21 protein-coding genes are annotated in these 19126 nt (G+C 54.9%); 4 read left to right on the top strand and 17 right to left on the bottom strand.

Annotation, left to right across the window (positions count from 1 at the left end; genetic code table 11):
- Positions 1 to 202: 202 nt before the first annotated feature.
- The gene (gene acsA / locus QJ48_RS19955; protein WP_054975275.1) at positions 203 to 1927 is read right to left on the bottom strand and encodes an acetate--CoA ligase; all 1725 of its coding nucleotides are present in this window, start codon (positions 1925 to 1927) and stop codon (positions 203 to 205) included.
- Between the two features lie 147 nt (positions 1928 to 2074).
- Here acsA and QJ48_RS19960 point away from each other — a divergent pair, with 147 nt between their 5' ends.
- Together QJ48_RS19960 and QJ48_RS19965 are read left to right on the top strand one after the other, a co-directional pair.
- On the top strand, positions 2075 to 2707 hold the full coding sequence (locus QJ48_RS19960) for a GNAT family N-acetyltransferase (protein ID WP_054975276.1): 633 nt from the start codon (positions 2075 to 2077) through the stop codon (positions 2705 to 2707).
- A gap of 16 nt (positions 2708 to 2723) precedes the next feature.
- Positions 2724 to 3902 carry an acetoin utilization protein AcuC gene (locus QJ48_RS19965; protein WP_054975277.1) on the top strand — a complete coding sequence of 393 codons (1179 nt, stop codon included), beginning with the start codon at positions 2724 to 2726 and terminating at the stop codon, positions 3900 to 3902.
- Positions 3903 to 4020: 118 nt separating this feature from the next.
- Here QJ48_RS19965 and QJ48_RS19970 read toward each other — a convergent pair whose 3' ends face one another.
- The 15 genes from QJ48_RS19970 to crcB (QJ48_RS20040) form a co-directional block, all read right to left on the bottom strand.
- Positions 4021 to 5406 carry a glycine--tRNA ligase gene (locus QJ48_RS19970; protein ID WP_054975278.1) on the bottom strand — a complete coding sequence of 462 codons (1386 nt, stop codon included), beginning with the start codon at positions 5404 to 5406 and terminating at the stop codon, positions 4021 to 4023.
- Positions 5407 to 5463: 57 nt separating this feature from the next.
- Positions 5464 to 6165 carry a 5'-methylthioadenosine/adenosylhomocysteine nucleosidase gene (locus QJ48_RS19975; RefSeq protein ID WP_054975279.1) on the bottom strand — a complete coding sequence of 234 codons (702 nt, stop codon included), beginning with the start codon at positions 6163 to 6165 and terminating at the stop codon, positions 5464 to 5466.
- Positions 6166 to 6202: 37 nt separating this feature from the next.
- Complete coding sequence (ccpA, locus tag QJ48_RS19980) at positions 6203 to 7216, bottom strand: catabolite control protein A (protein WP_081890212.1); 1014 nt, start codon at positions 7214 to 7216, stop codon at positions 6203 to 6205.
- Positions 7217 to 7370: 154 nt separating this feature from the next.
- Positions 7371 to 7787 (bottom strand): hypothetical protein, encoded by a 417-nt coding sequence (locus QJ48_RS19985; RefSeq protein WP_082420599.1) that lies wholly within the window; start codon positions 7785 to 7787, stop codon positions 7371 to 7373.
- Between the two features lie 169 nt (positions 7788 to 7956).
- Positions 7957 to 8367 (bottom strand): VanZ family protein, encoded by a 411-nt coding sequence (locus QJ48_RS19990; protein WP_054975281.1) that lies wholly within the window; start codon positions 8365 to 8367, stop codon positions 7957 to 7959.
- Positions 8364 to 8906 carry a type 1 glutamine amidotransferase domain-containing protein gene (locus QJ48_RS19995; RefSeq protein ID WP_054975282.1) on the bottom strand — a complete coding sequence of 181 codons (543 nt, stop codon included), beginning with the start codon at positions 8904 to 8906 and terminating at the stop codon, positions 8364 to 8366. Before QJ48_RS19995 ends, QJ48_RS19990 begins: the two co-directional genes overlap by 4 nt.
- A 45-nt stretch (positions 8907 to 8951) precedes the next feature.
- The gene (gene ptsP, locus QJ48_RS20000; protein WP_054975283.1) at positions 8952 to 10718 is read right to left on the bottom strand and encodes a phosphoenolpyruvate--protein phosphotransferase; all 1767 of its coding nucleotides are present in this window, start codon (positions 10716 to 10718) and stop codon (positions 8952 to 8954) included.
- A complete protein-coding gene (locus tag QJ48_RS20005; RefSeq protein ID WP_054975284.1) occupies positions 10711 to 12615 on the bottom strand; it encodes a glucose PTS transporter subunit IIA in 1905 nt (634 codons plus the stop codon). The genes ptsP and QJ48_RS20005 overlap by 8 nt, the downstream gene beginning before the upstream one ends.
- A gap of 133 nt (positions 12616 to 12748) precedes the next feature.
- The gene (locus tag QJ48_RS20010; RefSeq protein WP_054975285.1) at positions 12749 to 13468 is read right to left on the bottom strand and encodes a hypothetical protein; all 720 of its coding nucleotides are present in this window, start codon (positions 13466 to 13468) and stop codon (positions 12749 to 12751) included.
- 117 nt (positions 13469 to 13585) lie between these two features.
- A complete protein-coding gene (gene thiE / locus QJ48_RS20015; RefSeq protein WP_054975286.1) occupies positions 13586 to 14245 on the bottom strand; it encodes a thiamine phosphate synthase in 660 nt (219 codons plus the stop codon).
- Position 14246: 1 nt separating this feature from the next.
- On the bottom strand, positions 14247 to 14675 hold the full coding sequence (locus QJ48_RS20020) for a CoA-binding protein (protein ID WP_054975287.1): 429 nt from the start codon (positions 14673 to 14675) through the stop codon (positions 14247 to 14249).
- A gap of 26 nt (positions 14676 to 14701) precedes the next feature.
- Positions 14702 to 15520 (bottom strand): C39 family peptidase, encoded by an 819-nt coding sequence (locus QJ48_RS20025; protein WP_193394470.1) that lies wholly within the window; start codon positions 15518 to 15520, stop codon positions 14702 to 14704.
- Between the two features lie 72 nt (positions 15521 to 15592).
- Positions 15593 to 16888 carry a 3-phosphoshikimate 1-carboxyvinyltransferase gene (aroA, locus tag QJ48_RS20030; RefSeq protein ID WP_054975288.1) on the bottom strand — a complete coding sequence of 432 codons (1296 nt, stop codon included), beginning with the start codon at positions 16886 to 16888 and terminating at the stop codon, positions 15593 to 15595.
- Between the two features lie 23 nt (positions 16889 to 16911).
- Positions 16912 to 17295: a fluoride efflux transporter CrcB gene (crcB, locus tag QJ48_RS20035; protein ID WP_054975289.1), complete on the bottom strand. Its 384-nt coding sequence runs from the start codon at positions 17293 to 17295 to the stop codon at positions 16912 to 16914.
- Entirely contained in the window at positions 17292 to 17684 is a 393-nt protein-coding gene (gene crcB / locus QJ48_RS20040; RefSeq protein ID WP_054975290.1) for a fluoride efflux transporter CrcB, read from the bottom strand. Before crcB (QJ48_RS20040) ends, crcB (QJ48_RS20035) begins: the two co-directional genes overlap by 4 nt.
- A 128-nt stretch (positions 17685 to 17812) precedes the next feature.
- On the opposite strand from crcB (QJ48_RS20040), the gene QJ48_RS20045 reads away from it, so the two are divergent.
- Positions 17813 to 18106: a rhodanese-like domain-containing protein gene (locus QJ48_RS20045; RefSeq protein ID WP_054975291.1), complete on the top strand. Its 294-nt coding sequence runs from the start codon at positions 17813 to 17815 to the stop codon at positions 18104 to 18106.
- Here the strand turns inward: QJ48_RS20045 and QJ48_RS20050 are convergent.
- Positions 18103 to 18618 carry a shikimate kinase gene (locus QJ48_RS20050; RefSeq protein ID WP_054975292.1) on the bottom strand — a complete coding sequence of 172 codons (516 nt, stop codon included), beginning with the start codon at positions 18616 to 18618 and terminating at the stop codon, positions 18103 to 18105. The genes QJ48_RS20045 and QJ48_RS20050 overlap by 4 nt on opposite strands.
- A gap of 164 nt (positions 18619 to 18782) precedes the next feature.
- Here QJ48_RS20050 and QJ48_RS20055 point away from each other — a divergent pair, with 164 nt between their 5' ends.
- Entirely contained in the window at positions 18783 to 19124 is a 342-nt protein-coding gene (locus QJ48_RS20055) for a hypothetical protein (protein ID WP_054975293.1), read from the top strand.
- The last annotated feature ends 2 nt before the right edge of the window (positions 19125 to 19126 follow it).

Below are 19126 nucleotides of genomic sequence, written 5' to 3' on the forward strand. Positions count from 1 at the left end.
GTAAACTCTTACGGGACATCCCCCACCTCTATTTCTCTGAGATTTTCTACATCTAGGATTTCTCAACACTCCGAGGGATACGGACCGCTTGCTCGGTTCGTATCCCTTTTTTTGATAATAAAAAAAGAGGACCTCCGCCACTTGAAGCAGCGGAATCCTCCCTTGATAATGAACGATATAAAGCCAATACCGGACGAACTTCCTAGTCTTCGATAGTCGACAAGTCGCCTGTCGGCAAATTAAGCTCCCATGCTTTCAACACGCGGCGCATAATTTTGCCGCTGCGGGTTTTCGGCAGCTTGTCTTTAAATTCGATCTCACGCGGTGCGGCGTGGGCGGATAAGCCTTCTTTGACGAACTTGGAAATATCCGTTTTCAGCTCTTCGGACGGCGTATAGCCTTCGCGCAGAGCAATGAACGCTTTGATGATTTCGCCGCGCATCGGGTCCGGTTTCCCGATAACCCCCGCTTCTGCCACCGCCGGATGTTCTACCAGCTTGCTCTCCACCTCGAACGGACCTACGCGCTCCCCGGCCGTATTGATGACGTCGTCGACGCGGCCCTGGAACCAGAAGTAGCCGTCTTCGTCCATATAGGCGGAATCGCCCGAAATGTACCAGCCCGCAATCCGGAAATACTCTTCATACTTCGCCGGATTGTTCCAAATTTTGCGCATCATCGACGGCCAAGGCGTCTTGATCGCCAGATTGCCCATGCGGTATGGCGGCAGCACGTTGCCTGCATCGTCGATGATCGCCGCTTCAACGCCCGGAATCGGCTTGCCCATCGAGCCCGGACGGATCGCCATACTCGGATAGTTACAGATGAGATGTCCGCCTGTTTCGGTCATCCACCACGTATCGTGAATGCGTTGATTGTACACCTTCAGTCCCCAGCGGACAACTTCCGGGTTCAGCGGTTCGCCTACGCTGAGCACGTGACGAAGGGAGCTCAGATCAAACTGCTTCACCGTATCGTCGCCGGCGCCCATCAGCATGCGGAATGCCGTCGGTGCGCTGTACCATACCGTGACCTTGTATTTCTCGATCGTGCCGTACCAGTTCTGCGGAGAGAATCGGCCTCCGCGGATGACGTTGGTCGCACCGTTGAGCCATGGCGCAAAAATACCGTAAGACGTGCCGGTAACCCAGCCCGGGTCCGCCGTACACCAATAAATGTCCTGCTCCTGAAGATCCAGCACGACACGCCCGGTATAATAATGCTGCAGCATCGCGTTATGGACGTGGAATACGCCTTTCGGCTTGCCGGTGGAGCCGGATGTATAGTGAATGATCAATCCGTCTTCGCGGTCCACCCACTCGATCTCGAGCTCTTCGGAAGCGGCGGCCATTTCTTTATAATAATCGACTTGGCCTTCGGATAAAGACAGATCTTCTCCGACCAAGATCACATGCTTCAAATGCGGGAGGTCTTGAACGGGCACACGCGAAAGCTGCGAAGGCGTCGTAATGATCGCCACCGCCTCGCTGTCCTCCAGACGATCCTTGACGGCCGTCTCCATGAACGCTTCGAACAGCGGACCGACCACGGCTCCTACTTTGATCGTGCCGAACAAGGCAAAGTAAAGCTCCGGCGAGCGCGGCATGAAGATAAAGACCCGGTCGCCCTTCCCTACGCCAAGCTTGCGCAAAATGTTGCCGAACCGGTTGGACTGGGCTTTCATTTCCTTGAACGTGTACTTTTCGTCTCGGCGGTCATCGCTGTAGTACAGAGCGATCTTGTCTCCGCGCTGCGAATCGGCGTGGCGGTCAATCGCTTCATAAGCGACGTTCACCTTACCGGTTTGGGACCATGTGAATGCTTTCTCGATATCCGCCCATTGAAACCGGGCGCGTTCTTCCTCGTAGTTTTTCATGTTGGGCGATGTTGCTACGGGTGCAATGATTTCGACATTCGTATGATCCATGACCATTTCCTCCCCAAAGCTCTCTTTTTTTCACTTTGATGAAACGCTTTCATACGCACTAAAACATATTATACCACAACACTTTTTATCCGACTATTTTTTTGTTATTCTTAAAGTGAAGTTCTGGAAGGGAGTGAATCGCCGCAGATGGAGCATGTTAAATTGTATCATTCCCAGGTTATTCCGTATCAGAACGGCGAAATCATTCTGGAGGGCCCCGTCCCCCCCGAGCAGCTCCGCGACTATACGATGCATCCGGATCTGGATGCGTTTCGAAGGCCCAAGGAGCAATTCGAGGCGCTTGTCGAAATTGCCGGGCTGCCCGAGGGACGAATCGTTCTGGCGAGGATTTCGACGCAGATTGTCGGCTACGTCACATTCCATTACCCCGACGAGATGGAACGGTGGTCGGAAGGAAATATGGAGGATTTGATCGAGCTTGGCGCGATCGAGGTGGCGGACGACTATCGGGGGCTTGGTCTTGGCAAGAAGCTGATCCGACTGGCCTTCGAGGACGGGCAGCTTGAGAATGTCATCACGTTTACGACCGAATATTACTGGCATTGGGACTTGGAAAAAAGCGGGCTTACCGTTTGGCAGTACCGGGATATGATGGAGAAGCTGATGAAAAGCGTCGATATGGTCTGGTATGCTACCGACGATCCGGAAATCTGCTCTCATCCGGCCAACTGCCTGATGGTGCGCATCGGCAAAAACGTACCGCTATCTTCCGTGGAGCAATTCGACCGGGTTCGATTCCGGCAGCGGTTTATGTACTGATGGGAGCGCGAATAGCATGAGTGCAAAAGCTTTGTTTGTTTACGACGAGAATGAAGTCGCCTACAAGTTCAACGACAGTCACCCGTTTAACCAGCAACGACTTGTGCTGACGGTCGACCTGCTGCGCAAGGCGAAAGCGTTGTCCGGCGACAGCTTGATTCGGCCGATGCCGGCCGACGAAACGCAGCTTTGCTCGGTGCATTCGCAGGAATATGTCAATGCCGTCAAGGCATTAAGCGCCGACCAGCCGGCGGAAGAGTGGCTGTATCAGGCAGGAAAATACGGGCTGGATACGGAAGATACGCCCTTTTTCCCGGGAATGCACCAGGCCACGTCCTTTGTGGTCGGAGGTTCGATTCGGGCGGTCGATGCCGTGCTCGGCGGAGAAGCCGGGCACGCGCTGCATTTGGGAGGCGGGCTGCACCATGCCATGCCAAACAAAGGGGCGGGCTTCTGCGTCTACAACGATGCAGCCGTAGCCATCGCGCATGCCAAGAGAAAGTATGGCGTGCGCGTCTTGTACATCGATACCGACGTGCATCACGGCGACGGCGTCCAATGGAGCTTCTACACCGACCCGGACACCTGTACGTTCTCGATTCATGAAACGGGCAAATATTTGTTTCCCGGTACGGGAGCGGTGAACGAGCGCGGCGACGGGACGGGCTTCGGAACGACGATCAATGTGCCGATGGAGCCCTTTACCGAGGATGAATCGTGGTTGGAATGCTTCGAGGACGTGCTTGTCAAGACGGCGGCGCAGTTTAAACCGGATCTTATCGTTTCCCAACACGGCTGCGATGCCCATGCCTACGATCCGCTGGCTCATATTCATTGCAGCATGGAAATTTACCGGGTGATGCCGCGCCTCATCCACCGACTGGCACACGAGCATTGTCATGGCCGTTGGGTAGCGCTCGGCGGCGGAGGCTACGATATTTGGCGTGTCGTTCCGAGGGCCTGGAGTCTCCTATGGCTGGAAATGAGCGAGCATCCCCTGCTCCAGCAGCTGGAGCAAAACCCGGAGATGGCCCTCCCGGCCGACTGGGTAACGAAGTGGCAGCCGCATTGTGGTGAAGCGCTTCCAACTACGTGGCTGGACGCGGTGCACTCCTGGGATCCGATTCCGAGGCGCCGGGAAATTACCGAGAAAAACCGGCACACCAAAGAAATTGCCTCGCTTTATTTGGCCTAATCCTTTACTTGTAACGCCCTTTTTGCGGCATGTCTGCCGTACAAGCACCTTGATTCACTCCATAAAGATGCAAACAGCCCGCGGCCGTATTGGCGCGGGCTGTTTCTTGTCTTGGAGATTAGAACTGCACTTTCGACTCGATAAACGCTTTGAGCTCGCTGATCGGCATCCGCGTCTGCTCCATCGTATCGCGGTCGCGAACGGTCACTTGACCGTCCTGCTCCGACTCGAAGTCGTACGTAATGCAGAACGGCGTACCGATCTCGTCATGACGGCGGTAACGCTTGCCGATCGAACCGGCTTCGTCATAGTCGACCAAGAAGTGCTTCGCCAAATCGGCAAATACTTGGTTGGCTCCGTCGGACAGCTTCTTCGACAGCGGGAAAATCGCCGCTTTATAAGGCGCCAATGCCGGATGCAAATGCAATACCGTCCGGCTGTCGTCGCCTTCCAGCTTCTGCTCCTCGAACGCGTCAATCAGGAACGCCAGCGTTACCCGGTCCGCGCCCAGCGACGGCTCGATGCAGTACGGAATATACCTCTCGTTCGTTTCTTGCTCGATATAATTGAAATCTTCGCCGGAATGGTTCATGTGCTGCTTCAAATCGTAATCCGTACGGTCGGCGATACCCCACAGCTCGCCCCAACCGAACGGGAATTTGTATTCGATGTCGGTCGTCGCATTGGAATAATGGGACAGCTCGTCGTCCGAGTGGTCGCGCAGACGAATGTTTCCTTCCGTGATGCCCAGGCTCAAGAGCCAGTCGCGGCAGAACGAACGCCAGTACTCGAACCATTGCAGGTCTTCGCCCGGCTTGCAGAAAAATTCGAGCTCCATTTGTTCAAACTCGCGCGTACGGAACGTGAAGTTCCCCGGCGTAATTTCGTTCCGGAAGCTTTTACCGATTTGGCCGATGCCGAACGGCAGCTTTTTGCGCATGGTGCGCTGCACGTTCTTGAAGTTGACGAAAATGCCCTGCGCCGTCTCCGGACGCATATAAACGACATTCGCGCTCGATTCGGTCACGCCTTGGAACGTTTTGAACATCAGGTTAAACTGGCGAATTTCGGTGTAATCCAACGCTCCGCAGTCCGGGCAAACGATCTTATGCTCGGCGATCAGCTTCTCCATCTCGGTAAACGACAAACCGTCGACGATCATTTCGATGCCTTTTTCCGCCAAGGCGTTCTCAATCAATTTGTCGGCGCGGTGACGCACTTTACACTGCTTGCAGTCGATCATCGGGTCGTTGAAGTTGCCCACATGGCCGGATGCGACCCAAGCTTGAGGGTTCATCAGAATGGCCGCGTCGAGACCGACATTGTACGGGGATTCCTGAATGAACTTTTTCCACCAAGCGCGCTTAATGTTGTTCTTCAGCTCAACGCCGAGCGGACCGTAGTCCCACGTATTGGCAAGGCCGCCGTAAATTTCGGAGCCCGGGAAAATAAAGCCTCTGTGCTTGGCCAAAGCGACCAATTGTTCCATCGTTACGGATGACATCGTTATATTCTCTCCTTCTACTTCTCTGGTTTGGACCGTTTCCGGTGTCCGTCAGACCTAGGGCAGACGCTTGACAATCTGATCCACGATACGGTATGAATTCTCGGAAGCCTGCACGGTAAATTCCGCAAAATTGACGTGCGCCGATCCGTCCGCCTTGTCGGACATGGAACGAATGATGACGAACGGGATGCCGTTCATGGAGCAAGCCTGTGCGACCGCCGCTCCCTCCATCTCGACGCATGCGCCTTGAAGCTCCTTATGCAGCATTTGGACCGTCTCCCGGCTGGCGATAAACTGGTCGCCCGAAAGCACCCGTCCTTCCGTAACCGCCCCGAACAACTCCCGGCTCGCTCCGGCCGCGGCGCTGCGCAGTCCCGTATCGGCAGCAAAAACCGACGTCGCCGCGTAAGGAATCGTCCCCCGCGGAAATCCAAGGGCCGTTACATCCATATCGTGCTGAAGGCACTCCGTTGACACCACGATATCACCGACGTTCAGCGACGGGTCGACCGCCCCTGCCACTCCGGTGAAGATGACGGCTTCCACGCCGTATGTATCGATCAAAATCTGCGTCGTTACGGCAGCATTCACTTTGCCTACGCCCGATTTGCACAGAACGATGCTTTTCCCGTGGAAAACGCCTTCGTAGAACGTAATCCCCGCTTTCGCGGATTCCCGCACCTGCTCCATATGCTCGTGGAACAGCTCAATTTCTTCCTTCATCGCGCCGATGACGCCTAGTTTACCGTACGTCAATCCAGAATCCCCCTTTTACAAAAGAAAGTGGCTCATATTAGCGATGAGCCACCGAATTTCTATAAATCACTTCATGCGGCAAAATAACCTGCGACAGCTCCGAAGCATCCTTCGTTTCTTTATTCATCAGCTTGGTCAACAGCCGCATCGCCACGGCACCGATGTCGTACATCGGTTGAGCAACCGTTGTCAGCAGCGGACGAACCATCGAAGCCATCCGAATGTTGTCCACGCTGATGACAGACATGTCTTCCGGAACCTTCAAGCCGTTATCCTGCAGCGTGTGAATCGCTCCGATCGCCATCTCGTCCGTTGCGGCAAAGATCGCCGTAGGACGATTGTCCAACTCCAGGAAGTACTTCGTCACTTCAAGGCCCGATTCATAACGGTAGTTCCCGATGCGGACCAGCTCTTCGCGCAGCGGAATGTTCGCGGCTTCGAGCGCTTTCTTGTATCCTTGGTAACGGGCATAACCGTTGGCCGGATCCTGCAAAGTGCCGGAAATCATGGCGATATCGCGGTGTCCGTTCTCCAACAGCACGTTCACGGCGTCAAACGCCGCCTTTTCATGGTCGATATCGACCGAAGGAATCGTCCGCTGTTCGTCCGCCGTCGCACACAGCACCACCGGTACAGAAGACGTCTTGAACGCCTGAATGTGTTCCTCGGTAATCGCCCCGCCCATAAAGAGCAGTCCGTCCACTTGCTTCTCCAGCAAGGTGTTAATCACGCGGATTTCTTTTTCCTTCTTCTTGTCCGCATTGGATAAAATAATATTGTAGTGATACATATTCGCGATATCTTCGATGCCGCGCGCAACCTCGGAAAAGATCGAGTTGGAAATATCGGGAATGACCACGCCGACCGTTGTCGTTTTCTTGCTGGCTAAGCCTCTTGCTACGGCATTCGGACGGTAGCCTAAACGTTCGATCGCCTCAAACACCTTTTTACGCGTTTGCGGCTTCACGTTTGGGTTATTGTTGACAACCCTGGAAACGGTTGCCATGGAAACGCCTGCTTCTCTGGCTACATCATAAATTGTCACAGTCACGGCCATTCTCTCCATTGTTTTAAAAAGTATAATGCGATCATGTCATTTAGCCTTATCATACGACAAAATGCTTGTTTTCGCAACGAATTGGTCATAGTCCTATGAATATAGTATCAAAAAGACACAAAAAAAGCCAACTGCGGAGCAGCGGCTTTCAAAAATCGTGTACCGTGACCGAATGCTTGGCGATTTGCGACAGTCTTTTGCGGACGTCGTCAATCCATCCTCCGTCGTCGAGCGACTGGGCCAATAGCAGCAGATCAAGCAGTTCGTTGATTCTTTCTTGGATTATCGTCTCTACAGGGTCGGCTGCCCTTTTTTTCTCCGTTACTTTGACCATCAAATGGGCGATTTCGCATACATCGTCAAACTGAAGCGCCTGCTTCTCCGGTTTGCTGCCGAGCTTGCCGATGAGTCCGGTCAACTCCGGCTTCACTTCGGCAAACACCTCGCTGCGGTTGCAGGTATCGCACGAGAAAATCGGGACGTTCTCGATCTCGACCTTGTTCTGATAAATGACGGTACGAAGACGAATGCTCATAGCCTTTCCACACTTGCACGGCTTATGCAACAACTACCACTCCTTTTGGCAGCAACGCCAAACCTTTCTCAAACGATCGGAATCCGTTGATTCCGACGGTCCCGACAAACGTACCACCGTAGTCTATGACGGTGCATCCGTTTATTCTGCTTATGTACAAATATTCTACCTTCGCGAACAAACTCCTGCCGCTGCAAGGTTAGTAATATTTAGCACACAGGCGCTCGTAAGCGCGCCGGAGAAAAGGGAGCGACAGTGCAAGCATCGCCAGAGTGGCACCAATCGCATCGTTGCGCAAGTCCATTACATCGGGCGTGCGCCCGGGTACGAACGATTGATGAAACTCGTCCGTCAAGCCGTAAAGCACGCACAGCAGCACGACCGTAAACTTCGCCAGGACGGTCAGCCGCTTGGGACGAAGTGCCCATAAATAAGTCCAGGCCAATATAAAGTACGAAACGAAATGGCCCCAATCGAACCCTTCCATCCCAGGTATAATCCGGCGGATTTCATCCAGCCATCCCCCAAGATCGTCGCCGGTCCGCGAGGACGAATAAAAAATGACCGCCATCCACAGGACGGAAGGCAGCCACCTGACGATCATGTTCATCCCTTATGCTCCCCGGCATATTGCGCCAAGCGGTCCACGAACGCTTTCGTAAACGCCGGAAGATCCGGAGGTCTGCGTCCGGACACAATGTGCCGGTCGACTACCGCTTCCTGATCGACCCAAATTGCGCCCGCATTTTCAAGATCGTCCTTGATGCCCGGTGTGGAAGTCATGGTGTAGCCCTGGCATATTTTCGCCGAAACGAGCACCCAGCCGGCATGACAAATGTGCGCAATCGGTTTTTCCGCTTCGTGAAATTCGCGGGTCAGCCGCAGCACCGAAGCATAGCGGCGCAGTTTGTCTGGCGCCCAGCCTCCCGGCACGTAAAGACCGATGTAGTCTTCGGACTTCACTTCGTCCAGGGCATATTCGGTCGTCAGAGGAACGCCGTATTTTCCATGATAGACGGTACCCGCCTTAGGGCCGGCCAGATGTACGTCAAGCCCGGACTCCCGCAGCCGCAGCACCGGGTACCACATTTCCAAATCTTCAAACTCTTCGTCGACAAACGCGAGCACTTTATGTCCCTTAAGATTCATCCTAATCTCCCCCAACTATGGCAGTATCGTAAAAGTGAACAGCGCTTAAGAGAAACCGCAAGCGGGTCTCGTGCGGCCCGACTGATCGGCGATATCCGTCTCCAAATATTTGGTAAGGACGGTCACCACTTCAGCGCTGCTGGCACAGCCGGCAAGCTCCTCCCAAATCTTCTCGCTGTCGCTGTGCCTGCTTTGGAGCAGGCTGTTTTTGACCTTCAATATCGATTGCACCGACATGCTCAGGTCGGTAATGCCAAGCGCGATCCAAATCGGCAAAGCGCGGACATCCCCTGCCAGCTCGCCGCACACGCTGATATGCGTTCCGTGTTTGTGGGCATGATCCGCCGTAATCTTCAGCATGCGGAGCACCGACGGATGGAACGGGTCGTACAAATGCGCCACCGTCTCGTTCATCCGGTCGACGGCCAGCACATATTGGACCAAATCGTTCGTGCCGATGCTGAAAAAGTCGACCTTTTGCGCCAACAGATCGGAGATCATGACCGCGGCCGGAAGCTCGATCATAATGCCGACCTCAATGTCGGAGCGGAACGGAGTCCCTTCGGCGGCAAGCTCCTTTTTCGCGTCCTCCAGCACCTCATTGGCTCGGCGCAGCTCGTCTAGCGAAGAAATCATCGGATACAGGATTTTAACGTGTCCGTAATGACTGGCCCGCAAAATAGCCCGAAGCTGCGTTTTGAACAAATCCGTCCGGTCCAGCATGATCCGAATCGCGCGGTAGCCGAGCGACGGATTCTCTTCCTCCGGCAGGGCCAGGTAATCGAGATGCTTATCCCCTCCGACGTCCAGCGTCCGAATGACAACCGGCTTGCCGCCCAGCCGCTCGGCCACTTCGCGATATACGGCAAACTGCTCCTCTTCCTCGGGGAAGCTGCTGCGGTCCATGTACAAAAATTCCGTCCGGAACAGGCCGACGCCGGAAGCGCCGTTCTTCATGACCAGCTCCAGCTCCTTCACCGAGCTGATGTTGGCCGCCAAATGCATCTGCCTTCCGTCCTCCGTCCGGGTAGGCAAGTGGGCCAGCTTTTGCAGCTGCTCCTGAACGGCTTTCCACGTTTCCTTGCGCGCCTTGTACTTCTCGATCACATCGTCGGCCGGGTTCACATAGACGACGCCCTCGTCGCCGTCGATGATCAGATAGTCGCCGTTTTGAATCGGCGTTTGCAGCTTGCCCTCGAGCCCGAGAACGTACGGCACGCTCATCGCGCGGGCCATGATCGCCACATGCGACGTTTTGCCCCCCAGCATCGTTACCAGCCCTAACGCCAGATTCACGTCCAGATGCACCATTTGGGACGGAATCAGCTCTTTGGCTACGAGAATGTAGGGCTGATCCTTGGGCGGCAGCGTCTCTTCGAGCGCTCCCAGCAGATGCTTGAGCAGCCGGTTGCCGACGTCTTTAATATCGAGCGCGCGCTCCTTCATATAGCCGTCGTCAAGCAGATCGAACATTCCTACGAACTTGTCGATCGCTTCTTTGACGGCAACCTCCGCCGCTTTGTATTGACGCTGCATAATCCCCTGCACTTCATTCATGAAAATCGGGTCTTCCAAGATGGCCAGATGCGCATCGAAAATTTGCGTTTGCTCCTCGCCCAGCACGCTGACGAATTCCTGTTTGATCAGTTCGATCTCGTCCTTGGAATGGCGGATTCCGTCATATAACCTTTCGAATTCGTACGCCAGGTCCGTGACGTCGATCAGCTTTTCGGGAAAGTCCCATTCCCAGGTTGGAATAACGAAAGCTTTGCCCATCGCAATCCCCGACGAAGCTCCGATCCCCTCAACCATAAGCGTTCCCTCCCCCTGTAACTCCTGTTGTAGCGGTATTTTTCAGCATGACGGACATGACCGACGCCTGTCCTTTCTTCACGGCTTTGTAAGGCGCGAAGCTCCATGATCTCACCATATCGACGTTCGTGATGAGCATAGGCGTCGCGAGCGACTTGCAGTTTTTCTTGACTTTCTGCAGATTGAACCTGACGAGCAGTTGGCCGGGTTCGACCAGGTCTCCTTCTTTCACGTAAGCGGTAAAATATTTGCCCTGCAGGCCGGCCGTATCGATTCCGATATGGAGGAGCACTTGAAGTCCCTGCTCCGTTTCGATCCCGAGGGCGTGAAGCGTCGGATACACGTGAATGATCTTACCGGCTACAGGCGATACCAGCTCCCCTTTATCGGGGAAAAAGGCGACGCCGTTGCCCACCAGTTTGCCGGCAAAAATTTTGTCCGGCACTTCCTCCAGCGGGATCATCCGCCCCTGCATCGGCGAGCTGAACAGCACCTGCTGAATATCTTTGCGCATAGACTTGATCATCTCTTCGCGGATCAATTCCGAATACGTGCCGAACACGACCTGAACGTTGCCACCGCCCAAACGGATGACGCCGGCCGCGCCGAGCAGCCGAAGCGCCGACACATCCATCTGCCGGTCATTGACCAGCGTGAGCCGCAGGCGGGTGATGCACGCTTCGATGTTCTTGATGTTTTCTTTGCCGCCAAGCGCCTGCAAAATGAGCGGCGAACGGTACGGAATGTCCCCGGCCCATTCTTCGAGCTGCGAGCCCTCCTCGCGGCCGGGCGTCGGGATGCGGAAGCGGCGGATCGCCCAGCGGAACAGAACATAGTAGACGAAGCCGTAAGCAAGCCCGATCGGAATCAGCAGCAAGCCCCGGGTCGACAAGTGCAGATTGATCAAGTAATCGATCGCTCCCGCCGAATAAGAGAAGCCGTGATGAATGTCGAGCACGTAAGCGATCCACATCGCCAATCCCGAAAGAATGGCATGCACGAAAAACAGATACGGCGCCACGAACAAAAACGCGAACTCGATCGGCTCGGTCACCCCGGTTAAGAAACAGGCGAAAGCCGCCGTCAGAAATGTCGTCCGAATTTTCGGTTTTAAATCCTCGCGTGCTTCCTGAATAATCGCCAAGGCAATGGCAGGCAGCGCAAACATCATGATCGGATACAGGCCGGCCATATACATTCCCGCTGTCGGGTCTCCGGCAAAATAGCGGGGCAAGTCCCCGAATACCGGCTGTCCTTGCGCATCGTTATACGCGCCGAGCTGAAACCAGAAAAAGTTGTTAAACACGTGATGCAGTCCGGATGGGACCAAAAGTCGATGAATGATGCCGTATAAAAATGCGCCGAAGCCGCCAAGCCCCAAGATAAAATTCGTTAGCTTCTCCATCCCGGTTTCGAGCGCAGGACCGAATTGGATCATCAGTAAAATCAATAAAAAGATGGCAAGCCCCATCAGCAGCGGCACCATGCGGGGACCGCCGAAAAATTGAATCGATTCGGGAAGCTGAATATGCTTTACCCTATGATAAATGACGGCGGCAAGCAAACCGATCAGAATGCCGCCGGGAACGCCGAGCTGAAACGAATCGCCGAGGTAACGCTGCGTCGCTTCGCTGAACATGTAATGGCCGATAAGCGCCGACATGCCCGCGATTCCTGCGCTTTCCGTCAACCCCAGGGCGACGCCGACCGCAAAAATAAGCGGCAAGTACGTAAAGATCGTTGTGCCGCAGAGCAATAAAATTTCCCCGACGCGGGGCATATGAATCCGATCCCAAGGCAGGGTACCGAGGCGCAGCAAGATAGCGGCAACGGGAAGGGTAATGGTCGGCATCATGAGCGACCGGCCAAGCTGCTGCAAGTTTCCCATCCAATTCAAATCGGTCCGTTCCCCCTTTCATACTAACGATGGTACGCTCAGAACCGTTTTTTGTCAAACCGTAAGTTCAGGGAAAACACAAAGAAGACGGGCCTGCCGGGCCCGCCTGTTCGAAGCTGCTTGCCGATTAAAATTAGAATCTGTTAAAGCCCACGCCGCTTGCACCGAAACTGCTTGTGCTGATACCGCCTGCGCCGATACCAAATTGACTTTGCGCCGGTTGGTTGGAATCGGAACGAAGATAAGAGTCATGTCCTTGTTGGTTGCCGCGGTAGTTGGCCAGATGGTACGATTGCGGGCTTTGGAATTGGGAATACGACTGCCCGGAAACGCCAAATTGTTGGCCAAATTGATTTTGGCTTGCAAAGCTTGCCGCGCCGAATTGGGGTGCGCCGATGCCAAATTGGCTTTGTGCCGGCTGCGTGGAATCCGAACGCAGGTAAGCGTCATGGCCCTGCTGGTCTCCGCGGTAGTTGGCCGTGTGATACGATTGCGGCGATTGCGGGCTTTGATATTGCGAGAACTGTTGTCCGGCTCCGAAAGAAGAAGCGCCGAATTGGGGTGCGCCGATTCCGAATTGGCTTTGCGCCGGCTGCGTGGAATCGGAGCGAAGATAGGCGTCATGCCCTTGTTGGTTGCCGCGGTAGTTCGCCGTGTGATATGCTTGCGGGCTTTGGAATTGCGAGAATTGCTGCCCGGCTCCGTATTGCTGGCTGATTCCGGATTGATTCAAGGACTGGTTGTATTGGGATTGTACATATCCGACCGGCTGGTATTTGGAGTATTGGGAGCTTGCAGGACCGGCCGTACCCAATTGGTTTTGAAAGCTGCTTTGGAAGCCTTGTTGGTACATGCGAAAATCCTCCTCGAAGTTTAGTTTAGGAAGTCTTCCGGTGCTGGTCGTTGTTCCGTTCCATTCCAGAAGCCTTTCTTATTGTCTTCAAGGAGGATTTATTTTATTACTTGCCGTTTATTTTTTTTGGGACCGGTCGGGGCGGACTTCCCGCATCAGCTGCAGGGCCGCCGAGCGGGGGTCGCTTTGCCGGACAATAGCCGATACGACGGCTACTCCGTCTGCGCCGGCCCGAATAACGGGCGACGCATTAGAAACATCGATGCCCCCGATCCCGACCATGCTGACTTGCGGCCAGCGCTGCTTGATCTCCGAAATCAACCCGGTGCCTATCGGCGCCCCGGCATCCCCTTTGGTAAGGGTGGAATACACGGCCCCCACGCCCAAATAATCTGCGCCTTGAGCCATGGCCCACTCCGCCTCAGCCATCGTGCCGGCGGAGATGCCGATGATCTTATCCTCGCCGAGCAGCTTGCGGGCTTCCGATCCCGGCATGTCGTCTTGGCCGACATGCACGCCGTCGGCGTCCAGCGCGAGCGCCACATCGACCCGGTCGTTGACCAGAAACGGGACGCCATATTCCCGGCAAAGCTCCCGCAGCGCTCTGCCTTCTTCGATGACGCGGGACAAAGGCGCTTTTTTCTCGCGAAGCTGGATCATCGTTACCCCGCCGTCCAGTGCCGACCGGGCAATATCAAGCGCCGAATTTCCTTCGTGGCCTGAGAGATCCATAACCAAATAAACCGATAAATAACGACGTACGTCTGACCGGAACAACTTATTTCCCTCCGGGCAGCAAAATCGAGTCTTCTACTTTGATGCAGCGGTCCATGATCACTTCAAGACCGCCGGCGCGGGCAATATCCGCCGCTTCTTCGTTAAAGATCCCCTGCTGCAGCCAAAACACTTTGGCCCCGATCTTTACCGCTTCCTCGGCTACGGGAACAACCTGTTCGCTGCGTCGGAATACGTTCACGATATCGACCGGTTCGGGAATATCGCTGAGCGACGCGTAGCAAGTTTCCCCAAGAATCGATCCGCTTACGGTCGGATTGACCGGAATAATGCGGTAGCCTTTCTTCTGCATGGCCTCCGCAACCATGTAAGATACGCGGTCGGGCTTGTCGGACAGCCCGACGACCGCTACGTTGCCGGCTCCCGACAATATTTCTTTGATTCGTTCACGCGGTGGATTTTCAAAAGCCATGACGCATCGCTCCTCGCTTCATTCATTTATTGTGCCTTCGTATAGCTTATCGCTTGACGTCCCATCGCATCCCATGTTGCGATAAACGCTTCTTTGTCGATTTTTTTGTTGCTTTGACCGGCAAGCGGGTCGTTGACATATACGTACTGTTCGTCAAAGCCGACCAGCAGCACCGCATGCTCCATAAAGGTCGTCTCGATCGGACCGATCGGCGTATCCCACACGACCCAATTGTCCGGAACCTTATAATTGATCGTCGTCCAAACGACGGACGGCACTCCCTGAATCAATTGGTCTTCAAGCTTCGAGAATGGCTCCTTGGTCAGATCTTGCGCCGTTGGAACATAAGCCTTAAGCAATTCGAACAATGCGGTATGGTAGATCCCGAACCCTTTGGCAGCACCCGTCACCTCTCCGACGAATCCGGTGTTCGGATTGCCCCAGAATGCAATCGAGCCGTTTTTGTTATAACGGATCGGGGTCGGATCTTTTTTCATCTCGGGAACCAAATCCATCTTGGATTTGTTCACGCCGTAATATTGCAACAGCATCGCAAGACTCGTCACTTCGCATCCGGAAGGAAGCTCGGGCAGCTGCCGAATATGCGGCGCTTCCAGCAATACGCTTTTCGGCCGCTCGACAGGCTTCGCTGCAGGAGGTGCAGCGGCGCTCGCGGCTGTCTTGGCCGCTTCTTGCTCCGCGTAGGCGACGGTCGGGTCCCGGAACCATGTCTGTCCCGTTAGTTTAGCGTAAAGCAGTACGCCAAATACGCCGCTGGCAAAGAGAAGCCCTGTGATGAGAAATAAAGCAAGCGTGACCTGGATTCCTTTCCATAATACGGTCACGTCCTTCACCGCCTCGTTACGATCAGCATGCCGATCATGATGATAGGTTAAGCAACGCCGGCGCGCAGCGCCTTATTCTTGAACCAGTTCGATCTGCGCTCCGAGCGACAGCAAATGCTCGAAGTAATGCGGGTAAGATTTGGCCACATGATGCGCGTCGTTGATAATCAAGCCTTGCTCGGAACGGAGGCCAACGATGGTAAGCGCCATAATGACGCGGTGGTCGTAGTGCGCGTTAATCTCGACGCCGCCCGTTACGCCCTGCGGACGCCCGTGGACGATAATCTCGCTTTGTCTTTCCTCCACAACCGCTCCGGCCTTGCGCAGCTCGTTCACAAAATCCGTAATTCTGTCGCATTCCTTGTAGCGCAGGTTCTCTACATTGTAGAAGCGGGACGTGCCTTCCGCAAACACCGCCGCAGCAACCATCGCCAGCACGCCGTCGGTGAAATGATCCCCGTCGAATTCGCCTGCGGTCAGCTTCTGATTGCCGCGAATCCGAACGGTATCGTTCTCGTGGGTAAGATCAACGCCCATCGCGCGGAGCACATCGACGACGGCCCGCTCGCCCTGCTTGCTTTGCTCCGCCAAATGAAGCACCGTTACGTCCGAATGCGTTACGGCCGCAGCGGCCAGGATGGCGGCAGAGCCCGGATAATCGCCCTGAACTGTGTAGTTTTGGGGCTTGTACTGCTGCTTGCCCGGAATTTTATAATGCATCAAATCGTCGGACGCTTCGATTTTCACACCCGCTTGGGCAATGACTTCCAGCGTCTGGCCGACGATAATTTTCGATTTCAGATCGTGCAGCACCGTAATTTCGCTATCCTCGTCCAGCAGAGGAGCAACGAACAGCAAGGAGCTTAAAAATTGCGAGCTGACGTTCCCGGAAACGGTAATTTTGCCGCCCCGCGGATGGCCGCCCCGAATCGTAATCGGCAGCTTTCCTTCACGGTGTTCGACCTCGACTCCCATCTGCTTCAAGGCGTCGATCAGATCGTCATGGGGCCGTTTGCCGAGAGAATCCGGATAAGCGTTAATGAACGTCACCTCCGGGCAAAAAGCGGCGACCGACATCAAGAAGCGAAGCACCGCTCCCGCATTGCCGACATTCAGCTCGCTCACATGCTTCGGATGACGGCCGAAGCCGCGGATCGTCATCTTCTCGTCGTCCTCTTCCAGGACGGCGCCCAAATCCCGGATACAGCGGCGCATCGCGTCGCTATCCTCGCTGTGTGCCGGAAAGTACACCGTGCTCGTCCCATCCGCTAGCGCTGCGATGAGCAAATAGCGGGTAGTGTAGTTTTTGGAAGACAGGGCGTTAATCGTCCCGCCCAGACGCGGGGTCGGTTTGACAATGGCTTTCATCGTAAAGTATCTCTCCTTGTCCGTCAGAGCTTTATATATGTAATTGAAAGGATATAGCCTGCATAAGCAAGCAGCAAACCAAGTGTATACGACAGCCCCATATACAGCCAGGCCGTCCGGCTTTCGCCTTGACGAAGCAGCGCTTCGCTTTCCAGCTTTAGCGTCGAAAAGGTCGTGAATGCCCCCATAAATCCGCTACCAAGGAGCGCCATGAGCCGGCCGTCTGCCCCTCCTCCCCACAGGACGCCCAACAAGAACGAACCGATAAGGTTGACCGTCAGCGTTCCGTATGGCAGAGAAGTTTTAAGCCGTTCCGCGATCCGGCGACCGATCCAATACCTTGCAACGGCGCCGGCAAAGCCTCCTGCGCTTACGAGCAGCAGCGTTCCTAATGTATTCGACATCATTCCGCAGAACCCCTTTTTACCGCCGCCAAATTTAAGCCGACCCGGCGGCCGAGACGAATGCATCCGATCCCGCCCCACAGGCTGACGATAAAATAGAGCGCGGCGATCGTCCAAAGCTGCTGCTGGAGCATGGATACGAGCTCCCAGCTTAACGTCGAGAACGTCGTAAACGCTCCGACGAATCCGGTGGTTAGCGCGGCGCGAAGGTCCGGATATCGTTTCAAACCGGGCAAATAGGCCAGAAAGCCAAGCGTCAGGCAGCCGGCGAGGTTGCACAGCAGCGTTCCCCACGGCAGCGAGGTAACCTGCTGCGGATTCATCGCAAAGGACAATCCGTACCGTGCCAGTGCTCCGGCAATTCCCGCTAGACCTATATAAAGTACGGTCAACCGATATCGTCCCCATTCGAAATTAACGTCTTCAACGACAGGCGTTCCTCTTTGTTTGACACGCTGCCGTTTTCTTTTTATGATGAAGGCAAGTCGGCCGCAAGCCGAATGAGAAGGAGGCTGTATTGATGCATACGATTACCCCGCAAGAAGTCAAGCAACGGCTTGAAAACGGCGAAAAGCTTACCCTCATCGACGTGCGCGAACCGGAAGAAGTCGCGCTCGGCATGATCCCGGGAGCCAAGCATATTCCTTTGATGGAAATCCCTCAGCGCCTTGGCGAAATTCCGCAGCACAGCGAAACGATTCTCGTCTGCCGCAGCGGCAATCGCAGCGGGCGGGCGATTGAATATTTGGAAGCCCAAGGCTTCACCGGGCTTGTCAACATGACCGGCGGTATGCTGGAGTGGGAGCAGCTTTAAGCCCGCTCCCGCTCCAAGCGGCTGCAAATCTCGTCCACGATCTGCCCGACGGTCTTGCCGTCCGTATCCACATGGAGATCCGCAAAATCGTAAGCGTGCTTACGGTTCTCCATAATGTGGCGTACGCGGTCTTCGACTCCGCCCTGCAGCAAAGGACGGCTTTGATCGGACCGGACCCGCTCGATGATCGTTTCGGCGGACGCCTTCAGCGCGACAACCAGGCCGCTTTGCTTCATGACAATCCGGTTTTGCTCTGCCAGAACGGCCCCGCCTCCGGTCGCTATCACTTGATGCCAACCTTGCAGCGTCCGTTCGATCGTCTCGCTTTCCGCTTTGCGGAAGAAGGGCTCTCCGAGCTCCGCAAACATTCGGGTAATGCTCATTCCCTGTGCCCGCTCAATGGCAGCGTCCGTATCCTCGTACACCCAGTTCAGCCTCGAAGCGAGCGCTTGTCCGACGGAGGATTTGCCGGTTCCCATCATACCGACCAACACGATGTTACGGTATTCCACTTCCCTGCACCTCTGACTTTCGCATCATTAACTGACCCTATCATATCATAGCCGACACCGTGTGAATAGAAAGTTTGGCAAAAACATAAGATGGTTGTGAATAAATTCCAGCCAGATCAGTCATGATGTTTAATGCATATTTCCCGAAGGGAGAACACGGTCATATGACGCAAGGCGCTCTATCGCAAACCAGCGCGGCAGGTCCCGACTGGACCGAGCACAAGCTGGAACAAATTATGGATCCCACAAGACCCTTATGCCGAGAAGAAATCGTCTGGATGCTGGAGTATATTAAAAAAAAGGTGGCCGAGGAAGACCCGAACTTGACGGATCTTTCCCAGCCACGGCTGCTTAAAAACTTCCGATATTTTGCCGAAATCGCTTTGATGCTCATTCAGCGGCGGGGCGGCCACGATATGGAGGCCGACCGGTTTAAAAGCTGGCTGTACGAAGCGTCCTTCGGTCTGCTTCCGGTCAAGCCGGATCGCATCAAAAGGCACCTGTAGCC

The sequence above is a fragment of the Paenibacillus sp. A3 genome, assembly GCF_001399685.1.
Classification (GTDB): domain Bacteria; phylum Bacillota; class Bacilli; order Paenibacillales; family NBRC-103111; genus Paenibacillus_G.